The sequence below is a fragment of the Methylomusa anaerophila genome, assembly GCF_003966895.1.
Taxonomy (GTDB): Bacteria; Bacillota; Negativicutes; order Sporomusales; family Sporomusaceae; genus Methylomusa; species Methylomusa anaerophila.
Genome location: NZ_AP018449.1, coordinates 1,081,335 through 1,098,998, shown reverse-complemented (window position 1 = coordinate 1,098,998; position 17,664 = coordinate 1,081,335). Strand labels below are relative to the sequence as shown.

Here is a 17,664-nt window from a genome sequence, read left to right as displayed (position 1 = left end):
ATCTAGGATAACCCCCCCTTGAACCGCATATATGGAGCGCATTAAAGAATTGAAATGATATCCGGGTATTAGGAACGCTTCGACGCTGTCGCTTAACCTCAGCTTATCCTAATACCCGGATGTTACTCTTTAATGCGGCATATATAGATGGCGTTCAGGGGGCCTTTTTTCTTATGCATGAAAATGGCGGGCGTCAGTGAACAATAATTAAGTATCTGGAAACAGACGCTAATGGTTATTTAACAAAAATTTTCTTGCACTTTGTGACAGTTATGATAAAATCATATCATGTTTGGGAAAGGGGTGACTTGTGGTGAATTATTTTAGATTATCCCAGGAAGCCGTTGCGGCTCTGGCCGATTGCTACGGTACACCGCTGCTCGTCGTGTCGTTGGAGCAAATTGAACGAAACTATAACCTGCTGCTGGAACATTTGCCAGGGGCGAAAATATACTACGCGGTTAAAGCCAACCCTGATGAACGGATTATTCGGAAACTGGCCGCTTTAGGCGGGTATTTTGACGTTGCCTCCGACGGCGAAATGCGGTTGCTGAGCCGCATTGGCATTGCGCCGGAGCGGATGGTTTATGCCAACCCCGTTAAGACTCCCAACGGTCTCAAAGTGGCCGGCCAAGTTGGGGTCAACAAATTTACTTTTGACAGCGAAAGCGAGATCGCCAAAATGGCAGCAGCTGTTCCCGGCGGCAATGCCCTTCTCCGGATTCGGGTGGATAATCCTAAGGCTTTGGTTGACCTGAATAAGAAATTCGGCGCCTATCCTGCCGAGGCTCTAGCCCTTTTGCACAAGGCTCATGCTGCCGGCCTTAATGTTGTCGGGCTGTGTTTTCATGTAGGCAGTCAATCTACCGATGTGGGCGCTTATCTCAATGCTCTCAAGATTTGCCGCAAGTTGTTTAAGGAAGCGGCGGCAGCGGGAATGAATCTTAGCGTTCTCGACATCGGCGGCGGTTTCCCCATGCCTACCCGAACCGAAAAGCCTGATGTTGCGGCGATGGCTGACGCTATCAACGCTGCTTTTAAGGAATACTTCCCCGCAACAGAAATCTGGGCTGAGCCCGGCCGGTATATTTGCGGCACAGCTGTAAATTTGATTACGCGGGTAATTGGGACCAAGCTGCGCAATAATCAGCAATGGTACTTTCTGGATGACGGCTTGTACGGCTCTTTCTCCGGGGTGATATTTGACCACTGGGACTATGAACTGGAAACCTTTAAGACGGGAAAACGGGTGTCGGCTACTTTTGCCGGACCAAGCTGCGACTCTTTGGATATTATGTTTAAGGAAAAACTTACAGTGCCGCTAGATATCGACGACCTCATTCTGGTGCCCAACTGCGGGGCCTATACTTCGGCATCCGCCACTGAGTTTAACGGCTTTGCCAAAACGCCCATAGTAGTGTGGGAAGAGGTATATGAAGCAATCAAACCAAAACTGGAATTGGCAACTGCCGGATAATTGCGTCGGAGGGAAAGATGCTATTAAAGCGAATTATTGCTTTAATAGCATCTTTTTATCCAATTTCGAAGACACCCACTTCTATAAGTGGGTGTTACCACTTCCAAACTTCGGTGGGGGTAGAGTCCCCCACCGAAGCCCCGAAGTTTAGCAGAAGCTAAACGAGTTCACTTAAGAAATTCCAAAATTCATTCCTAATGTGCAATCTTTAAGGAGGCTGGATAAATGGCCGGAAATAGAAAGCCGTTAGCGCGAAAAGTAGGGCTGCCGCCGGGGACGATGCTCTATGTCGGTGACACCCGGTCGGAACAAGTACATATCCATGTTATTGAGTACTCGGCAGATCAGGTAAAAGACTACCCAATTCACACCGTAAAAGATCTGGAAAGCATCAAGAATTCAGACAGCGGTTTAATAAAATGGATTAAAGTCGACGGTCTTAGTAATGTGAAGATGATTGAACAAATTGGGCAAGTATTTTGCATTCATCCACTCGTATTGGAAGATATTGTAAATACCAACCAGCGGCCCAAGCTGGAAGACTATGGTGATTACCTGTACGTTGTTCTCCAATCCCTGACCGGGGTAACCGCTCAGGGGGTATTACAGTCCGCGCAAATTAGTTTGATTCTCGGGAAAGATCTCCTCATTTCCTTTCAGGAAACAGGTCCGGAACAACCGGATATATTTAATTCCATCAAAGAAAGGATTGACGGCGGGCGGGGGAGGCTCCGGCGTTTCGGTCCGGACTACTTGTTATACGCCCTGATGGATACGGTGGTTGACCACTATTATGTGGTCTTGGAGCATATAGGAGACAACATAGAAGAAATGGAGGAAATAATCGTAAATTCCCCCGGACCTGAGCTTTTGCGGCGTATTTATGATTTGAAACATGAAATGCTGACCATCCGCCGGGCAGTGTGGCCGCTGCGGGAAGTAATCGGCTCGCTGGACCGGGAGGAAGCGGCATTGATTCAAGACAGTACCCATATTTATATGCGGGATGTCTATGACCATACCATCCAGGTCTTGGAGACGGTGGAGATCTACCGGGATATGCTTTCCGGCATGCTGGATATTTACTTGTCGAGCATCAGCAACCGGATGAGTGAAATAATGAAAATGCTGACCATTATATCCACCATTTTTATTCCGCTAACCTTCATCGCCGGGGTGTATGGCATGAATTTTGTAAATATGCCGGAACTCCAATGGGAATATGGTTATTATTTGGTGTGGGTAGTCATGCTGGGGATCAGCCTTTATATGATAAGGTACTTTTACCGCCGCGGCTGGCTTTGATGGGATTTAGCCGCTGTTTCATTGTGTGAGCATGTCCCAAGCCGGCAGGACTGCGGCAAGAGCGGCGAAGATGAAGGCCAGGATGGCTCCGGGGATATTGCCCTGCTGTTTCAGCCAGCGGCCGTAGGTATAGACATGGATGCCGGCGACAATGCCGGCGACGAGGAAGATGATACGAATCATATGAACACCCTTCCGTTAATTTTGTTGTGCAGGTGATGTCCGCCAAATTAGGCCGGTGCGGCGGATTTTGGTTGTGACACTTATTTGGATATCGGCCGCCTGATACAGTGTTGTCAGATCTGCCTGCTTCAAAGCGTCGTAGTTGGGAAATTTCGGACGCAGGTGCATGCCGAACCCCACCGGATCGCTGCCCAGTTCCTGGGTGTGCTTTACCATGCTTCTGATTTGCCCGGTAAGCATTTGGGAAACCTGGCTCTCCAGCAATTCCCGGTAGGAGTCGGCCTCGTAGTTGATGCCGGAGGTGATGCCCAGTATCTCGGCTTCAATCGGCACGCTGGCGGTGAATACCGGCGCCCTGCCGCTGAAGTCGGCGGTTATCCGGGGCTTGCCGCCGTTACGGATAACGAGACTTACGGACTCTTTAGCATCCAGGGGGTCGACGACGCCGATTATGCCCCGGAAGAAATTTCCCTGCAGGATGGCCACAGCCCGGGTTTGGTCGCTGTTGAGCACACCAACCATCTTGTCGCCCCGGAAGAGGGCCAGACCCAGAAATTCGGCAGAACTCTCAGTGCCGGTGCGCGGAATGCCCCCCGGCAAATAGGCTTCTCCTTTCTGCTGGGGTGTCTTGGACTCGGCCGGCCGGTCTTCGCCGGTCTTGGGGTTGGTGCCGCTGTACATTATAAAAGGCGAACCGCCCTGATTTTTCAGCCGGGTGTAAAATTGGTGCAAATCGGTGCGGAAAGAAAAGCTGCTTTCGGCAAGAGACGTCGTAAAGGTTTCGTAGAATTTGGTGATGGTGGCATCCATGGAGGGCTTGGTGTGCCGGATAAAGTCTTCGGCTGTTCCTGCCACGACAATCAGGAGGGTGGTTTCGCGGAATTCACGGTTGCGGACAAAGAAGGAAAGGAGGTAGCCGATACCGTTGCGGGCCATGCTTTCCCCGATGATAATGGCCGAGGTATGGCCGACGTTGGGGAAACGGGACATGGAAGAATTAAGCAGCATACGGGTTTCGGCCGGGGTAGGCGCGGTAATGGTGTTAATTATCCACGACTGGCTGCCGCCGCCTTTCTCGCCCATGCCGGTGGCGCTGCCACCCTCCCCGCCGCTCGCGGCGCCGCCCCCTTTGGGATTAGCGATCTGGTAGGTTATTTTCAGATTGCCGTCATCGTTGGCGTCGATGCCGATGACCAGGACGTAGGCGACATCGTCGGTCTCCTTGCCGCCAAAGCAGCCGGTTATCAACAGCGTGACAGAGAGGAACAGCGCCGTCAATACTAAACGGATCGGCATTTTTCCCGCCCCCTTTTTGCCCGGTAAACGGCAGCGATAAATAGCATCAGCGGAATCACTATTGTGCCGAGGTTATAAAAGCTGAAAATTGCCTGGTTGTAGAAGGTGAGGACGCCGGTGATTTCGTGGGGCAGCATGGCCAGCTCGGCGATGATCAGGGTGGTCGGCAGGATGAAGGGCCGGAGGGAAGGCAGGTTGAACAGGCGGCAAAGGAGATAGAGACCGGCGTAGATATCGATAGCCACATTAAGCATGCCCATGGCTGTCCAAAGGATGATGAAGAAGGCTTCGATGCGCTGGAGGAAGCGATTGATATACACCAGCCGGGCCAGATCGAAAAAGGGCAGGACTTTCTCCCGGCCGACAGACACCCCGAAAGCAGTGGTGTAAGCGATGAAGGCCAGCGTTCGCATAAGGGTACTGAGTCCCAGCCCGTATAGAACGGCGTTCCGGATGGTGGGCGCATTCTGGAAGCTGGCGGCAATCAGGAAGGGCAGCAGAGCGCCGAGATTGATGCCGCCGGCCTGCACTCCCCAGATAAATACCTGCCCCAGTCCTGGCCCAACCCAGGGAGTAAGGTGGAAGAATTCGTAACGGGGCGCGGCCAGAGCCATGATAGCTAACAGACCGGCGACAGCAAAAGGCAGAATGATATAACACGTCCGCGCCATTGCCTCCAAGCCGAAATAGAGGAGAAAGACAGCCATTATGGCGTACAGGCCGATAGCCACTTCAAATTCCAGCCGCGGCAGAGCGGTGAGGAGGGTGTTTTCGGCAAACTGGCGGAGCAGCAGGCCGGCGTCGAGAAAATACAGGCTGGTGTAATACAGGGCGACAAGCCGGGTCAGGGTAGTGCCGAGCAACTGCTGGCAGGCGGCATATAGATCGCCGGTAGTGTTTTTGAGTACATACAGCAGTAGATACAAGATAACAAGAAACTCGATAAAGCTGATGACAGGACGCATCCAGGCAGCGGGGCCTGCCGCATCTACGCTGGCCGGAAAGATAGTCAGGAAAATGGGCGCCAAAGTGGTGGCGAAGACCAGCGCTATTCCTTCAGCCAGGCCGAGGCGCCCCGGTTGGTAACTCATGATTCATCCTCCCCGCCGGCAGGTTGTTCTGCCGGCCACTGTACGCCCACGCTGGCCTGGCGCTGCCTGTCCAGGGGGTTAAGTTCGTCGGGCCGCAGTTCCTGGGAGTTAAGGGGGCCGCGCAACACAATATCGTAGCCGGCGGTGGACTTTGGCGCCACTGGCGACATATAGGGCACTCCCAGCGATTTCATGCTGGTGAGCACCACCGTCAGCGCCAGTAAGCCGCTGGCCACCCCTACCAGTCCGAATGTGGCTGCCAGAACTTCAAAAGCAAAGCGGGTTAGACGGATGGCGTGGGAGAGGCTGTAGTCCGGAATGCCGAAGGAGGCCAGGCCGGTGACGGCAATGATGACTACGGTAATGGGGCTGACGATACCGGCGGCTACCGCCGCCTGCCCGAGAATAATGGCGCCGACGATGCCGATGGTGGAGCCCAACATGCCGGGAATTCTTACGCCGGCTTCCCGCAACAGTTCAAAAGAGAACTCCATCATGGCTATTTCCAGGATGGACGGGAAAGGCACCCGCTCCCGGGCGCCGGCGATGGCGATGATCAGGCTGGTGGGCAGCGCTTCCTCATGGAAGTAGCTGATCGCTATGTAGAGGGCCGGCATCAGTAATGTAAGGAATGCCCCTAAAAATCTGAGGACCCGGCTGAAACTGGCAGCAACCCAGTAAACGGAGAAGTCTTCGCCGGTATGAAACAAGGTGAACAGGCTGACCGGCGTTATCAGGACAAAGGGCGAGCCATCCAGCATTATGGCCAGTCGCCCTTCGGCAAGGGCGGCGGCTACCCGGTCCGGCCGTTCGGTGCGCAGGGCCTGGGGGTACGGATTTCCCGGGTGGTCGATGATATGATGCAGTAAGGTGCCGGAATCGGTAATAGCATCCACCTTGAGACCGCTAAGGCGACGCTTTACCTCCCGTACCAGGACCGGATTAGCCACTGATTTCAGGTACATGACAGCGCAGAGGGTATTGCTGCGGTGGCCGATGGTGAAAATCTCGGTAGTCAGGTCGTTCGTCCGCAATAGGGACCGCACTAAGCCGGTGTTTACCCGTAACGTCTCCGTAAAGGCCGACTGGCCGCCTTGCACCGTCTGCTCCATCAGCGGGCGGTCGATGTTGCGGTGCTCCTGGCCTTTGGTTTCAACCAGGACAGCTTCGTCCACCCCGTCGAGAAAGATGGCGGTATCGCCGAGATTGAGACTCTCAACCACATCCCGCAGAGTAGTAGCCACTCTGACCTGATTGCCGGGCAGGTATTCGGTGATCAGCCGGGTTGCCAATTGGCCGTCGTACAGCCGCCGCTCAACATTTCCCAGCAGCAGGAGAGGCTGGAGGACGGCCAGGTTTATTATTTTTTTGTCGCTAAGCCCTTCAACAAAGACTAAGGTGGCGGTGACGGGAGGCTCAGCGGGAATGGTTATACTGCGGATGATCAGGTCCTTGTTTGCCGGCACGTTGTACAGGCGCTTCAAAGCCAGCCTGTTTTCCTCCAGGCTGGTGCTGACAGCTTGGTCCAGCGGGTTTTGGGCAAGGTTATATCTCATGACAATTGGCGACAAGGACATCTGCTGATTTTCAAGCGCCGCTATTTCCATCTTGAGGGCGGCAATCTTTTCCGGCGCAAGCGGCTGGGCCAGGCACTCCTTTATTTTCGCCAAAGCGTCGGCCAGGCGGCGGGCATAGCGAAGCAGGGAGTCGTGCTCAGCGGCGATGAGGTGCAGATTGTCTTGGGGCAACTGCGCTTTGGATTCCGCGGCCCGGGACTCTTCATCTTCAGCCAGTGTGAACTGCGGCGGATTGGCCGGCGGCTTGTATATTATCAGTTTTTTGAGTGCATGGTAGTTTTTGGTAAAAATATTATTCATAGTCTCTTGTTACCTCACAACGAAAGGGCTGCTGATAGTATGTGCAATATCTATTCATATCAGTCCCGAAATGGGTTTACAGACCACTAGTGGTCTGTCTTCCTTCGTTTTTCGCACCCATTATCCATCGATTTCCCGGCGCTTTTCTGTTTGTAGACGAGACATGCAGGGATTAGAGCAATAAGTAGCGTATTACTATTATTAAAAAGCAAAAGCAATTGAAAAGAGAACAATTATTCAAATTTATTTAATGAAATTTAATCAAGTCAATTTGAGGTAGGAAAATGGGGGAAGGTAGAGCGAAAAATTTAGACATAAACGTTCTTGATAAAATTGTTAAGCATACGATTGGCGTGGTAGAAAAAAGTAAGTCACAGATTTTCGACATTTATGAAGCCGCCCGTGGTGAAATGGAAAATGTAAAGCGAGATGTAGAACGGATCAAAAAAGAGACGACAGATATTATTTCCCGCGTGGATGCGCTGGGAAAACGGGAACGTCGGTCTCGCCTGCGCCTGATGGAAGTGAGCCGCAACTTCCATGAATACAATGAAGTTGATATTAAAGCCGCTTATGAGGATACCAGCAACGTGCAACTGGAGCTGGCTATGGCCAAGCTGCAGGAGCAGACCCTGCGTCACCAGCGGGATGACTTGGAGATTCGCCTCAAGGTCCTTAAGCAGACAGTGGAAAAGGCGGAAAATCTGGTATCCCAGGTAGGCGCCGTGCTGGGTTATCTGGGCAACCAAATGGGTAGCGTGGTAACCGAGATCGAATCGCTCAAAGCCAGCCAGATTTTTGGCGCCAATATTATTCGGGCCCAGGAAGAGGAACGTCGCCGGGTGGCGCGAGAAATCCACGACGGTCCCGCGCAAGCGATGGCCAATATTGTTTTCCGGGCCGAAGTATGTGAAAAGCTAATTGACGCTGATATTGCCAGAGCAAAAGACGAACTCAAGGATCTACGGGGACAAGTACGCATTGCTTTGCAGGAAACCCGTAAGATTATATTCGACTTAAGGCCGATGACCCTTGATGATTTAGGGCTGATACCCACCATTCGCAAGGTGCTGGATATGATAAAGGAACGCAGCGGCATCTTTCCTGAACTGATTGTCATGGGGGAAGATAAACGGCTGGATAGCCATATTGAGATTGGACTGTTCCGTATCATTCAGGAAGCTCTCCATAATGTGGAGAAACATTCTAAAGCCGGTACGGTACGGGTGCGGATCGAGTTCGTGCGGTCAAATGTTATTGCGATTGTGGAAGATGACGGACAAGGGTTTGACAACTCCGAAAACATCGGTGGAGAAAGCTTTGGTCTGATGGGGATGCGGGAGAGAATTAACCTCTTGCAGGGCGAGATTTCTATTCAGTCAAAAAATGGAAGTGGAACGAAGATAACGGTAAATGTTCCGATATAAGGAAGGTTTGTGTTCATGAATGAAGTAATCAAGATAATCAAAAGGCGGCGAAGTATCCGGAAGTTCAGGCCGGACCAGATAAAAGACGCAGAACTTAAAGCAATACTGGATGCGGCAATTTATGCTCCTTCCGGTCACAATGAACAACCCTGGTTTTTCTCCGTTATCCAAAACGATAGCTTTATTGATGAACTGAGTAGCAAAGCCAAAGAGGTCATGGCCACCAGTCAAGTGGACTGGATTGCCAAGCTGGGGAAGAAAAAAAGACACATATTGTATAATGCTCCTACCGTGATAGTGATCTCCGGCCGTAAAGGCGCCAATTCGCCTCTGGCCGACTGTTGTGCCGCTATTCAGAACATGCTGTTGGCGGCCGAAAGCCTCAACATCGGTTCCTTATGGGTCGGGCTGATTGCTCATGCCTTTGGCGACGGCCGAATTCTCGTCCGGCTGCAAATCCCTGAAGGCTATGAGCCTTACTATGCCGTATGTCTGGGATACAAGCAAGAACAAGTTAACCCTGTCGCTGCCGAGAGAAACCGAAACGTATTCGTCTATATTGATTAGCCGGCGGGCCATATTTTTACGCGCTCAGTAGTTGGTGTAAATACTGTAAATCAGGGAGGGAAAAACATTGAATTTTGTACCTATTGTAGTAGAGCAGTCCAGCCGTGGAGAACGGGCTTATGACATTTATTCCCGACTTTTAAAAGACCGGATAATTTTTTTGGGCGGTCCTATTGACGACACGGTTGCCAACCTTGTTATCGCTCAGCTTCTTTTCCTGGAATCTGAGGATCCCGATAAGGATATCCACTTTTATATTAACAGCCCAGGCGGGGTTGTTACTGCCGGTCTCGCCATTTACGACACAATTCAGTACATTAAACCTGACGTTTCCACCATATGCATCGGCCAAGCCGCCAGTATGGGAGCAGTGCTCCTGGCGGCCGGAGCAGCCGGTAAACGGCTGTCTTTGCCCAACTCACGCATAATGATTCACCAACCGTTGGGCGGGGCCCAGGGGCAGGCCACCGATATTCAAATTCAAGCCAAGGAGATTCTCCGGTTACGTGAGATTCTCAATGATATTCTGGTGAAACATACCGGACAGCCGCTGGAGCGAATCAGTCAAGACACCGAACGCGATTATTTCATGTCCGGATTACAGGCCAAAGAATACGGTCTGGTGGATGGAATTATTGACCGCCGGGCTGTGAAAGCCAATATTCCTGGCGGCAATTCGTAATTAATCATCGGTTTGAGGGGCGGGTTAGACTTGCGACTGTCAAAAGGCATTTCCGGTGTTGCTCATGTATTATGTGAGCGACGCCGGAATTTTTTTCACAATTCACAATTCACAATTCACAATTCACAATGGCCCGGGATGCCTTCAGTTTTCTTAGATCAGTTTATTGTACCCTGGGGAGGGGTATGCTACAATGAATGAGTAGCGTTTTTTGGCATTAAACAAAATTTTAGGAAGTGATCAATACCTGTGCTTGACCAGACCAAGACGCCGCTTTTGGCGGCAATGAACAACTACGTTACGGAAGGAGTCATTCCTTTTCATACACCAGGACATAAGCAGGGTAAAGGCATGCACCCGGCATTAGGCAATATTATGGGGAAAAATGCTATGGCGCTTGACCTGGCGTTAATGGCCGAGCTGGATGATTTGCATGAACCTCATGGTCCGATAAAGGCCGCACAAGACCTGGCGGCCGATTTGTATGGTGCGGACTATAGCTATTTTGTGGTTAACGGGACCACCGGCGGTATCTATGCCATGATATTGACCATTGCCGGTCCCGGCGAAAAGGTGATCGTACCGAGAAATGCCCACCGGTCCATTATTGGCGGTATTATCTTAAGCGGCGCCATACCTGTTTTTATACAGCCTGAGGTGGATTATGAACTTGGATTGGCAATGGGGGTGACGCCGGCGACGGTGGCCAAGGCTTTAAAGCAGCACCCTGACGCCAAAGGTGTCTTGGTAATTAACCCTACATATTATGGAGTTGCCACTGATCTCAAGCAAATTGTGGATATTGTTCACGAACACGGCATTCCGGTAGTAGTGGATGAAGCTCATGGTCCGCATCTTAAGTTTTCGGACCGGTTGCCTGTTCAGGCTCTTGACGCCGGTGCGGATATCGTGGCCCAAAGTACCCATAAAATTATTGGCGCCCTGACCCAGTGTTCCCTGGTGCATTGCCGCAAGGGCCGGATCCGGGTGCCCCGGCTTAAGGCCATGCTGCAGCTTGTCCAGTCTACAAGCCCCAACTATATTCTGATGGCCTCTTTGGATGTGGCCAGAATGCAAATGGCTACCCAGGGACGGGAACTGGTGGAAAAGGCCGTCGACTTGGCCAACTGGGCCCGGCAGGAGATTAACGGCATTCCGGGACTATATTGCTTCGGGGAGGAAAAGCTGGGAAATCCGGGAGTGGATCGCCTTGACCCGACGAAAGTGACGGTTACGGTCAAGGGTTTGGGTCTAAAAGGCGCTGAGGCGGAGCGGATTCTCCGTCACCAGTACAAGGTACAGGTAGAATTATCCGATATGTATAATATATTGTTCCTTATCACTCTAGGGGACAGCAAGGAAGATGCGGTCAAAATGGTGGCGGCCCTGCGGGATATGGCGGTAACCAGCCATGGTACACGGGACTTCTCCGGTATTACGGACATTTATACCCATGACACCTATCCTGCTTCACCGGAACAGGTGATTTCACCCCGGGACGCGCTATTCGGCAATACCGTCATGGTGCCTTTTGAAGACTCCGAGGGTAAAATATGCGCGGAGATAGTCACCTTTTATCCTCCGGGTATCCCGGTGCTTTGTCCGGGGGAACTTATTACCCAGGAGATTATTGATTATTGCCACCGGTTGCAAGCCGCAGGCCTTCACATCTCAGGACCTGAGGATTATCTACTGAAAACAATTAAGGTTGTCGATTAGAGGCTGGTTGAAAACGCTCATCTGCGTCGTTGCTCCTGTGGGCGCTCGCTGCACGTACTTCTCTGTACTGTTCCGCTCACGTCCTCGTCGCGCCTAGCATCTAAGCATTTTGAACCAGCCTCTTAAAATTAAGGAGGCGTGTTTTTTGAAACACGCCGCGATTAGGGCTGGAGTATTGGGGGTTCTCAACTTGCGCGGTAAGCTTATCGTCATCGAGGCCGGCGACGGTTGCGGCAAGGAAACGCAGGCCAATAAACTGCTGGAACGGCTGGGAGGCGAAGGTTATTCCGTCAGGAAGGTTTCTTTTCCTGATTATGAAAGTCAGTCGTCCGCTTTGGTTAAAATGTATTTAGAAGGCAAGTTCGGTGATGATCCAACTGCTGTAAATCCGTATGCCGCTTCTGCTTTTTACGCCGTTGACCGTTATGCCTCTTTTGCCACTGACTGGGGACATTTTTACCGTAGCGGCGGTACTGTTTTGGCAGACCGGTACAGTACCTCGAATATGGTTCACCAGGCGGTGAAATTTTCGGATGCAACTGAAAAAGAACAGTTTCTCGACTGGTTATGGGATCTGGAGTTTGTTAAATTCGCCCTGCCCGTGCCCGATGCCGTCATCTTTCTTGATATGCCGCCGGAATACAGTTGCCGTTTGCTCCAAAACCGCGCCGTCAAGACCGGCGCGCAAAAGGATATCCATGAGCGGAATGCGGTCTACCTGGCCAAGTGTTACGAGAGTTACCGCCTCCTTAGTAAGAAGTACGGCTGGCGGCGAATTAACTGCATTAGCGGCGGCGATAACGGCACCATACGATCCGTTGATGATATACATGAGGAAGTCTATGGGATTGTTACCAGTATAATTGGGGCCAATAAATAGAGAAAATTTGATTATTTTTTTTAAACCTATTATAATTGAAGAGGAATTAAAGGATATTTCGCGGCAGTGTCGAATACTATCACCTGGATAAATTTACCAATTAATAATTTTGGACAGCCTGCTAAAACGGGCTGAGATTATTCTATTTCACCTAATCAGGAGGTCCGGGCATGAGTATGAAGATAGGCAAGCTGGGAATACCCAACCAGCCGGTGTTAACTGACCGGGATGCTGGGAACCGGGTGGAAAAATCCGGGGGGTATTTCGCCTCTGATCTTTTAAGCACTCAGGAAAAACAATCAGTTGAGCGGCTTAAGACGATGTTGGCTCAAATTGATGAAGGCGGTCGCCGTTTGTCTGTAACCCCTACCTATAGTGAACTCAAATCCTATCGGGAACTGGTCCGCACTTTTATCGGCGAAGCCGTAGGCCGCATGTACACACTGGAGTCCCGTACCGGCTGGGACAGGCAAGGGCGGCATAAAATGTTTTCCCTGATCAGGAAAATTGATGACAAGCTTGCGGAGATGGCTGAGGATGTTCGGATTGGCCAGGAGCGCCAACTGGATATTATGGCTAAACACGATGCCATCCGCGGGATGCTGGTAGACTTGTATATGTAGCGGGGATTTATGAACTGGAACGATATTATTGGCCACTCCGACATCGTGGCTGCTCTCAAAAGTATGCTGACTGCGGGTATTATGCCGCATGCGCTGCTGTTTTCCGGTCCAGCCGGGATTGGCAAGTCGCTGACTGCCCGCATACTGGCCGCCGGAATTTTATGCGCCGGCAGCGAGGGCATCAGGCCTTGCGGCGCGTGTCCGTCCTGTATGGCCTGCCGGCGGGCCGGCCATCCTGATCTTACAGTGGTTCAGCCGGAAGGAACGGCCATAAAGATTGGTCAAATACGCGCTCTTAAACATTTTGCCGCTCTGTCACCCGCCCTTAGCCAGGGGCGGGTATGTGTCATTGAGGACGCGGAACTTATGACGGTTCAGGCGGCTAACAGCCTTTTGAAGCTATTGGAAGAGCCGCCGCCGCACTTTTACTTTATTCTTGCCGCTTCCGCGTTGGAATCTTTGCTCCCGACAATTATATCCCGTTGCCGCATCTTAAAATTTTCTGCCTTACCTGCCGGGCTGTTGACTGATGAATTGGTTAAGCGGGGGTTTGGGCAGGCAGATGCGGCTGTGGCATCCAGGTTAAGCGGCGGCCGTTTAGGAACGGCGCTGGCTTTGCTGGAGCCTGACGGGCTGGCGCGGCGGGATCAAGCTTTTCAGTTGGTTTCTTCGCTGTCAAAAAGCAGTAAACTTGAGTTATGGGAATGGATTGCCGGCTGGGAAGGAATGGGACAGCGGGACATGCTTGACCTGCTGAACTATGTAATATACATCTTGCGGGACGTATTGCTGCTTTCGCTTGGCAATGGGCGGCAACTAATATATAATGTCGATCTGACAGACAGACTTGCCGCGCTGAACGGTGAATGGGACGAGGACGGGCTGCTGGCGGCAATTGGCGTTGTCCGGGAAACAATTCGGGCGATAACCGGCAATGCGAATAGCCGTTTGGCGATGGAAGCATTATTTATAAAACTGAAGCGTTTGGAAAAAGGAGAGCAAGCATGTTGATCGTTGTTGGCATTCGGTTTAAAAAAGCCGGAAAAATATACTATTTTGATCCGGGTGAGATTAGGCTTGAACCTGGGGATTCCGTTATTGTTGAGACGGCGCGGGGAATAGAGTTTGGCGATGTCGTCATTGGCCCGCGGGAAGTAACCGAAGATCAGATTATATCCCCTTTAAAACCTGTGCAGCGCAAGGCAACGGCGGAAGATGTTGCCAAGGTAAATGAAAACCGGCGTAAAGAAAAGGAAGCCATGCGGATCTGCGAGCAAAAAATTCAGGCTCATGGGTTGCCCATGAATCTGGTTGATGTGGAATACACTTTTGATGTGAACAAAATCATATTTTATTTTACGGCCGAAGGCCGGATTGACTTCCGCGAACTGGTTAAGGACCTGGCCAGCGTTTTTCGTACCCGTATCGAACTCAGACAAATCGGGGTGAGAGATGAGGCCAAGTTTATGAACGGAATCGGCTGCTGCGGGCGCTCATTGTGTTGCGCCACCTTTCTCGGAGACTTTGAACCTGTTTCCATACGTATGGCCAAAGACCAAAACTTGTCCCTAAACCCGACGAAAATATCAGGTATTTGCGGACGGCTGATGTGTTGTCTGAAATATGAAAGCGACTGTTACGGCGGCTGCAGCAAAAAGATTGTCGCTCCCACCGTCGGCAAGGACGTGATAACGGTAGAGGGAGAAGGCCGGGTTGTTTTGGTCAATCAGCAGAAAAAAACGGCTACAATCATTCTTTCTGATGGAAAAACGTTGATCATTCCCTGGGAAGAAGTAGTTGAAAAAGAATAGATATATATTTATGCAAAATTATCAAATGTCACGAACTGCTTAGAAATCGTCAGATGCTAGGCACGACGAGGACCGGAACGTAAGCGTACTGGGTGTACGCTGGAGTGAGGACCACAGGAGTACGATTCTGATTTCGTTTGTATTATCAACGCAAGTTACCTTGTCGCAGATAACAGCAACGCAGATGGTGCGGCGCCGCAGCATGGCGGTTTATAAGCAGTTCCAAACTTAAGGTGAATAGCTATGGATACGCATCTGCCTCAAACATGTCTAAAACCCGGCGAGCGTCTGGATAACTTAATCATTAAGGGCTATCGGATTATCCAGCATGAGGCCGAGTTCTGCTTTTCCCTGGACGCCATACTTTTAGCTCACTTTGCCACATTGCGGCCGGGAGGAACTGCCGTCGACCTGGGGGCGGGCACCGGGGTCATCAGCCTGCTGCTCAATGCCCGGGGAGCGGGAAAAGTGGTCGGGATCGAGATCAGTCCGGCGATGTCCGATATGGCTGCCCGCAGCGTGGCTGTAAATGGATTGGGTGAGCAAATCAAAATCATGCAGGGGGATTTACGCCGGATGCGGGAGCTGTTGCCTGGCGGCGAGTGGGAACTGGTGGTGTCTAATCCGCCTTACCGTCTTGTCGGTGGTGGTTTTATCAGTCCCAATGACCGGGTTGCTATGGCCCGGCATGAGGTAACTGCCAACTTAAGTGACGTGGTGAACGCCGCCAGATTTCTGATGAAGTTCAGGGGGCGGTTTGCTATGGTTCATTTGCCGGAGCGGCTGTCCGATATTATGTATACAATGCGGGAAGCAGGGATTGAACCTAAGCGCCTGCAACTGGTATATCCCCGGATTGATAAAAAGCCCAATATGCTCCTGGTTGAAGGGGTTAGGGGCGCCAATCCGGGTATTGACGTTTTGCCGCCGTTAATTGTATATGACGCTGGCGGCAAATATACGAATGATATAGTACGCCTCTACGGTGGGGAAAAGGCTTTTCGCTTAAAGTAGGGAACTGCTTAGAAACCGCCATCTGCGTTGTTGCTTCTGCGGTCCTCGTTCCAACGTACAACCAGTACGTTTCCACTGCGGTCCTCGGCGCGCCTAGCAGCTGACGGTTTCTAAGCAGTTCGTGGCAAAAGTAAGCTAAGTAATTGGAAGAGTTTAGTAGGTGATTTGGTGAAGGAAAATACCAAAGCCGGTACGCTATATTTGTGTTCCACGCCCATTGGCAATCTTGAGGACATGACTTTGCGGGCGGTGCGGATATTGAAGGAGGCGGCGGTTATTGCCGCCGAGGATACGCGGCATACCCGCAAGCTTCTGAGTCATTTTGACATCCATACTCCTCTTGTCAGTTACCATGAACATAATAAGGCTGAGCGAGGTCCGGAGCTCATTGCGCAGCTGGCGGCGGGAGAAAATATTGCCGTGGTGAGTGATGCCGGTATGCCCGGCATATCGGATCCCGGAACGGATCTGGTAATGCTTGCTCTTGAGGCGGGAGTACCGGTAGTGCCTGTACCGGGAGCTAACGCGGCGGTAACTGCCCTGGTTGCATCCGGGCTTAGTACCGCCCAGTTTACTTTCCTGGGCTTTTTACCGAAAACTGCCAAAAAACGCCGGGAGTTATTAAACCAGTTTGTCAATCATCCCTATACCCTTGTACTTTATGAATCCCCTCACCGTCTCATTGCGACACTGGGGGAACTGGCAGAGATATTTGGGGACAGACAAGCAGTAGCCGCCAGAGAACTGACCAAAAAATTTGAAGAGTTTGTCCGCGGAACACTAAACACATTGATTGCGCACTTTCGTCAGACCCAGCCGAGGGGCGAGTTTACTCTTATCGTAGCAGGTCCTTTGACAGGGGAGGCGACGATACCGGCTGCGCCGGCAGTTAGTCAAGGCCTTTCGCCGGCTCAAGCTGTAGCCTATTTAATAGGAACAGGGGTAAATAAAAAGGACGCCATCCGTCAAGTGGCGTCCGAACGGGGCATTCCCAAGCGTGAAGTGTATCAGTCGGTTATTTACGAAACTGATTAGTCTACATTCCACAACTGTAAGCTTGTCCCGGATCAGAAAGTATAAGTTTTTTGGGATTTGCCCAAGGCGCTGGCTTTCTCTCAAGAGCCGGAAGTAACTTTACTTTCTCTATTATTTAAAGACGATTCGCATCTCCTTAAATGAATTCTAATTCTATTCTCTATACAGCTTTGTTACTCATAGATTCGAGACAGGTACGGCAAACGTTCTTGTTTTTAAAGTTTATTACTTCGTCGGCATTACCACAGAATACACAGGCCGGCTCGTACTTGCGCAGAATAATCCGGTCGTTATCCGTATAAATTTCAAGAGCATCCTTTTCTTCGATATCAAGAGTGCGGCGTAGTTCAATAGGAATTACAACCCTGCCTAACTCGTCGACCTTACGTACAATACCAGTTGATTTCATTTTCTCTTTTTTCTCCCTTCAACATTTTGAGTATAAGAAACAATCAGAGTAAGGTAACAGGAAACGGCAACAAGATTCGACAAAAACTTTCCAACTAAATAATACCAAATATTACATAGCTTGTCAATCTATAAATTGCTAATTACCGTAAAAATTTTATAAACATGTAAATTTTTATCGTATCTTATATCATATTTTGTCATAAAATAGTATATTGTGTCAATAACTTTGCTGTTTGACAAACGCTGACGAAATGTCTATAATTGGG

17 protein-coding genes are annotated in these 17,664 nt (G+C 50.8%); 12 read left to right on the top strand and 5 right to left on the bottom strand.

The window, feature by feature from the left end:
* Positions 1–313: 313 nt before the first annotated feature.
* Positions 314–1,477 carry a type III PLP-dependent enzyme gene (locus MAMMFC1_RS04895; RefSeq protein ID WP_232035672.1) on the top strand — a complete coding sequence of 388 codons (1,164 nt, stop codon included), beginning with the start codon at positions 314–316 and terminating at the stop codon, positions 1,475–1,477.
* 225 nt (positions 1,478–1,702) lie between these two features.
* Positions 1,703–2,782, top strand: coding sequence for a magnesium/cobalt transporter CorA (corA, locus tag MAMMFC1_RS04890; RefSeq protein ID WP_126306976.1), 1,080 nt, complete (start codon positions 1,703–1,705; stop codon positions 2,780–2,782).
* An 18-nt stretch (positions 2,783–2,800) separates the two neighbouring features.
* Here corA and MAMMFC1_RS22245 read toward each other — a convergent pair whose 3' ends face one another.
* From MAMMFC1_RS22245 to MAMMFC1_RS04875, 4 genes are read right to left on the bottom strand one after another with little or no spacing between them, the layout of a single operon-like run.
* Positions 2,801–2,965, bottom strand: a complete 165-nt coding sequence (locus tag MAMMFC1_RS22245; protein WP_232035671.1) for a hypothetical protein — start codon at positions 2,963–2,965, stop codon at positions 2,801–2,803.
* A 15-nt stretch (positions 2,966–2,980) separates the two neighbouring features.
* The gene (locus MAMMFC1_RS04885; protein ID WP_126306974.1) at positions 2,981–4,261 is read right to left on the bottom strand and encodes a Ger(x)C family spore germination protein; all 1,281 of its coding nucleotides are present in this window, start codon (positions 4,259–4,261) and stop codon (positions 2,981–2,983) included.
* Positions 4,246–5,352, bottom strand: coding sequence for a GerAB/ArcD/ProY family transporter (locus MAMMFC1_RS04880; RefSeq protein WP_126306972.1), 1,107 nt, complete (start codon positions 5,350–5,352; stop codon positions 4,246–4,248). Before MAMMFC1_RS04880 ends, MAMMFC1_RS04885 begins: the two co-directional genes overlap by 16 nt.
* Positions 5,349–7,229 (bottom strand): spore germination protein, encoded by a 1,881-nt coding sequence (locus MAMMFC1_RS04875; RefSeq protein ID WP_126306970.1) that lies wholly within the window; start codon positions 7,227–7,229, stop codon positions 5,349–5,351. Before MAMMFC1_RS04875 ends, MAMMFC1_RS04880 begins: the two co-directional genes overlap by 4 nt.
* Positions 7,230–7,513: 284 nt before the next feature.
* Between MAMMFC1_RS04875 and MAMMFC1_RS04870 the strand changes: the two genes are divergently transcribed.
* The 10 genes from MAMMFC1_RS04870 (at position 7,514) to rsmI (ending at position 16,987) form a co-directional block, all read left to right on the top strand.
* Positions 7,514–8,656: a sensor histidine kinase gene (locus MAMMFC1_RS04870; protein WP_126306968.1), complete on the top strand. Its 1,143-nt coding sequence runs from the start codon at positions 7,514–7,516 to the stop codon at positions 8,654–8,656.
* A gap of 15 nt (positions 8,657–8,671) precedes the next feature.
* Positions 8,672–9,223 carry a nitroreductase family protein gene (locus MAMMFC1_RS04865; RefSeq protein ID WP_126306966.1) on the top strand — a complete coding sequence of 184 codons (552 nt, stop codon included), beginning with the start codon at positions 8,672–8,674 and terminating at the stop codon, positions 9,221–9,223.
* Between the two features lie 67 nt (positions 9,224–9,290).
* A complete protein-coding gene (clpP, locus tag MAMMFC1_RS04860) occupies positions 9,291–9,905 on the top strand; it encodes an ATP-dependent Clp endopeptidase proteolytic subunit ClpP (protein ID WP_126306964.1) in 615 nt (204 codons plus the stop codon).
* Positions 9,906–10,190: 285 nt separating this feature from the next.
* On the top strand, positions 10,191–11,624 hold the full coding sequence (locus tag MAMMFC1_RS04855) for an aminotransferase class I/II-fold pyridoxal phosphate-dependent enzyme (protein WP_232035784.1): 1,434 nt from the start codon (positions 10,191–10,193) through the stop codon (positions 11,622–11,624).
* 190 nt (positions 11,625–11,814) lie between these two features.
* Positions 11,815–12,504, top strand: coding sequence for a dTMP kinase (locus MAMMFC1_RS04850; protein ID WP_126310452.1), 690 nt, complete (start codon positions 11,815–11,817; stop codon positions 12,502–12,504).
* Between the two features lie 176 nt (positions 12,505–12,680).
* Positions 12,681–13,127 carry a YaaR family protein gene (locus tag MAMMFC1_RS04845; protein WP_126310451.1) on the top strand — a complete coding sequence of 149 codons (447 nt, stop codon included), beginning with the start codon at positions 12,681–12,683 and terminating at the stop codon, positions 13,125–13,127.
* 9 nt (positions 13,128–13,136) lie between these two features.
* Entirely contained in the window at positions 13,137–14,138 is a 1,002-nt protein-coding gene (holB, locus tag MAMMFC1_RS04840) for a DNA polymerase III subunit delta' (protein ID WP_126306960.1), read from the top strand.
* Positions 14,132–14,938 carry a PSP1 domain-containing protein gene (locus tag MAMMFC1_RS04835; protein ID WP_126306958.1) on the top strand — a complete coding sequence of 269 codons (807 nt, stop codon included), beginning with the start codon at positions 14,132–14,134 and terminating at the stop codon, positions 14,936–14,938. Before holB ends, MAMMFC1_RS04835 begins: the two co-directional genes overlap by 7 nt.
* 243 nt (positions 14,939–15,181) lie before the next feature.
* Positions 15,182–15,952, top strand: a complete 771-nt coding sequence (locus tag MAMMFC1_RS04830; protein WP_126306956.1) for a tRNA1(Val) (adenine(37)-N6)-methyltransferase — start codon at positions 15,182–15,184, stop codon at positions 15,950–15,952.
* 168 nt (positions 15,953–16,120) lie between these two features.
* Positions 16,121–16,987: a 16S rRNA (cytidine(1402)-2'-O)-methyltransferase gene (gene rsmI, locus MAMMFC1_RS04825; RefSeq protein ID WP_232035670.1), complete on the top strand. Its 867-nt coding sequence runs from the start codon at positions 16,121–16,123 to the stop codon at positions 16,985–16,987.
* A gap of 160 nt (positions 16,988–17,147) precedes the next feature.
* Here rsmI and MAMMFC1_RS04820 read toward each other — a convergent pair whose 3' ends face one another.
* Positions 17,148–17,396: an AbrB/MazE/SpoVT family DNA-binding domain-containing protein gene (locus tag MAMMFC1_RS04820; protein ID WP_126306954.1), complete on the bottom strand. Its 249-nt coding sequence runs from the start codon at positions 17,394–17,396 to the stop codon at positions 17,148–17,150.
* Positions 17,397–17,664: the final 268 nt, after the last annotated feature.

What these genes read in the sequence shown, in the direction of transcription:
- MAMMFC1_RS04880 (WP_126306972.1), bottom strand. Translation starts at nt 5,352, where the DNA reads ATGAGTTACCAACCGGGGCGCCTCGGCCTGGCTGAAGGAATAGCGCTG.
- MAMMFC1_RS04830 (WP_126306956.1), top strand. Translation starts at nt 15,182, where the DNA reads ATGGATACGCATCTGCCTCAAACATGTCTAAAACCCGGCGAGCGTCTG.
- MAMMFC1_RS04820 (WP_126306954.1), bottom strand. Translation starts at nt 17,396, where the DNA reads ATGAAATCAACTGGTATTGTACGTAAGGTCGACGAGTTAGGCAGGGTT.
- MAMMFC1_RS04870 (WP_126306968.1), top strand. Translation starts at nt 7,514, where the DNA reads ATGGGGGAAGGTAGAGCGAAAAATTTAGACATAAACGTTCTTGATAAA.
- MAMMFC1_RS04865 (WP_126306966.1), top strand. Translation starts at nt 8,672, where the DNA reads ATGAATGAAGTAATCAAGATAATCAAAAGGCGGCGAAGTATCCGGAAG.
- MAMMFC1_RS04855 (WP_232035784.1), top strand. Translation starts at nt 10,191, where the DNA reads ATGAACAACTACGTTACGGAAGGAGTCATTCCTTTTCATACACCAGGA.
- MAMMFC1_RS04835 (WP_126306958.1), top strand. Translation starts at nt 14,132, where the DNA reads ATGTTGATCGTTGTTGGCATTCGGTTTAAAAAAGCCGGAAAAATATAC.
- corA (WP_126306976.1), top strand. Translation starts at nt 1,703, where the DNA reads ATGGCCGGAAATAGAAAGCCGTTAGCGCGAAAAGTAGGGCTGCCGCCG.
- MAMMFC1_RS22245 (WP_232035671.1), bottom strand. Translation starts at nt 2,965, where the DNA reads ATGATTCGTATCATCTTCCTCGTCGCCGGCATTGTCGCCGGCATCCAT.
- MAMMFC1_RS04845 (WP_126310451.1), top strand. Translation starts at nt 12,681, where the DNA reads ATGAAGATAGGCAAGCTGGGAATACCCAACCAGCCGGTGTTAACTGAC.
- MAMMFC1_RS04875 (WP_126306970.1), bottom strand. Translation starts at nt 7,229, where the DNA reads ATGAATAATATTTTTACCAAAAACTACCATGCACTCAAAAAACTGATA.
- MAMMFC1_RS04885 (WP_126306974.1), bottom strand. Translation starts at nt 4,261, where the DNA reads ATGCCGATCCGTTTAGTATTGACGGCGCTGTTCCTCTCTGTCACGCTG.
- holB (WP_126306960.1), top strand. Translation starts at nt 13,137, where the DNA reads ATGAACTGGAACGATATTATTGGCCACTCCGACATCGTGGCTGCTCTC.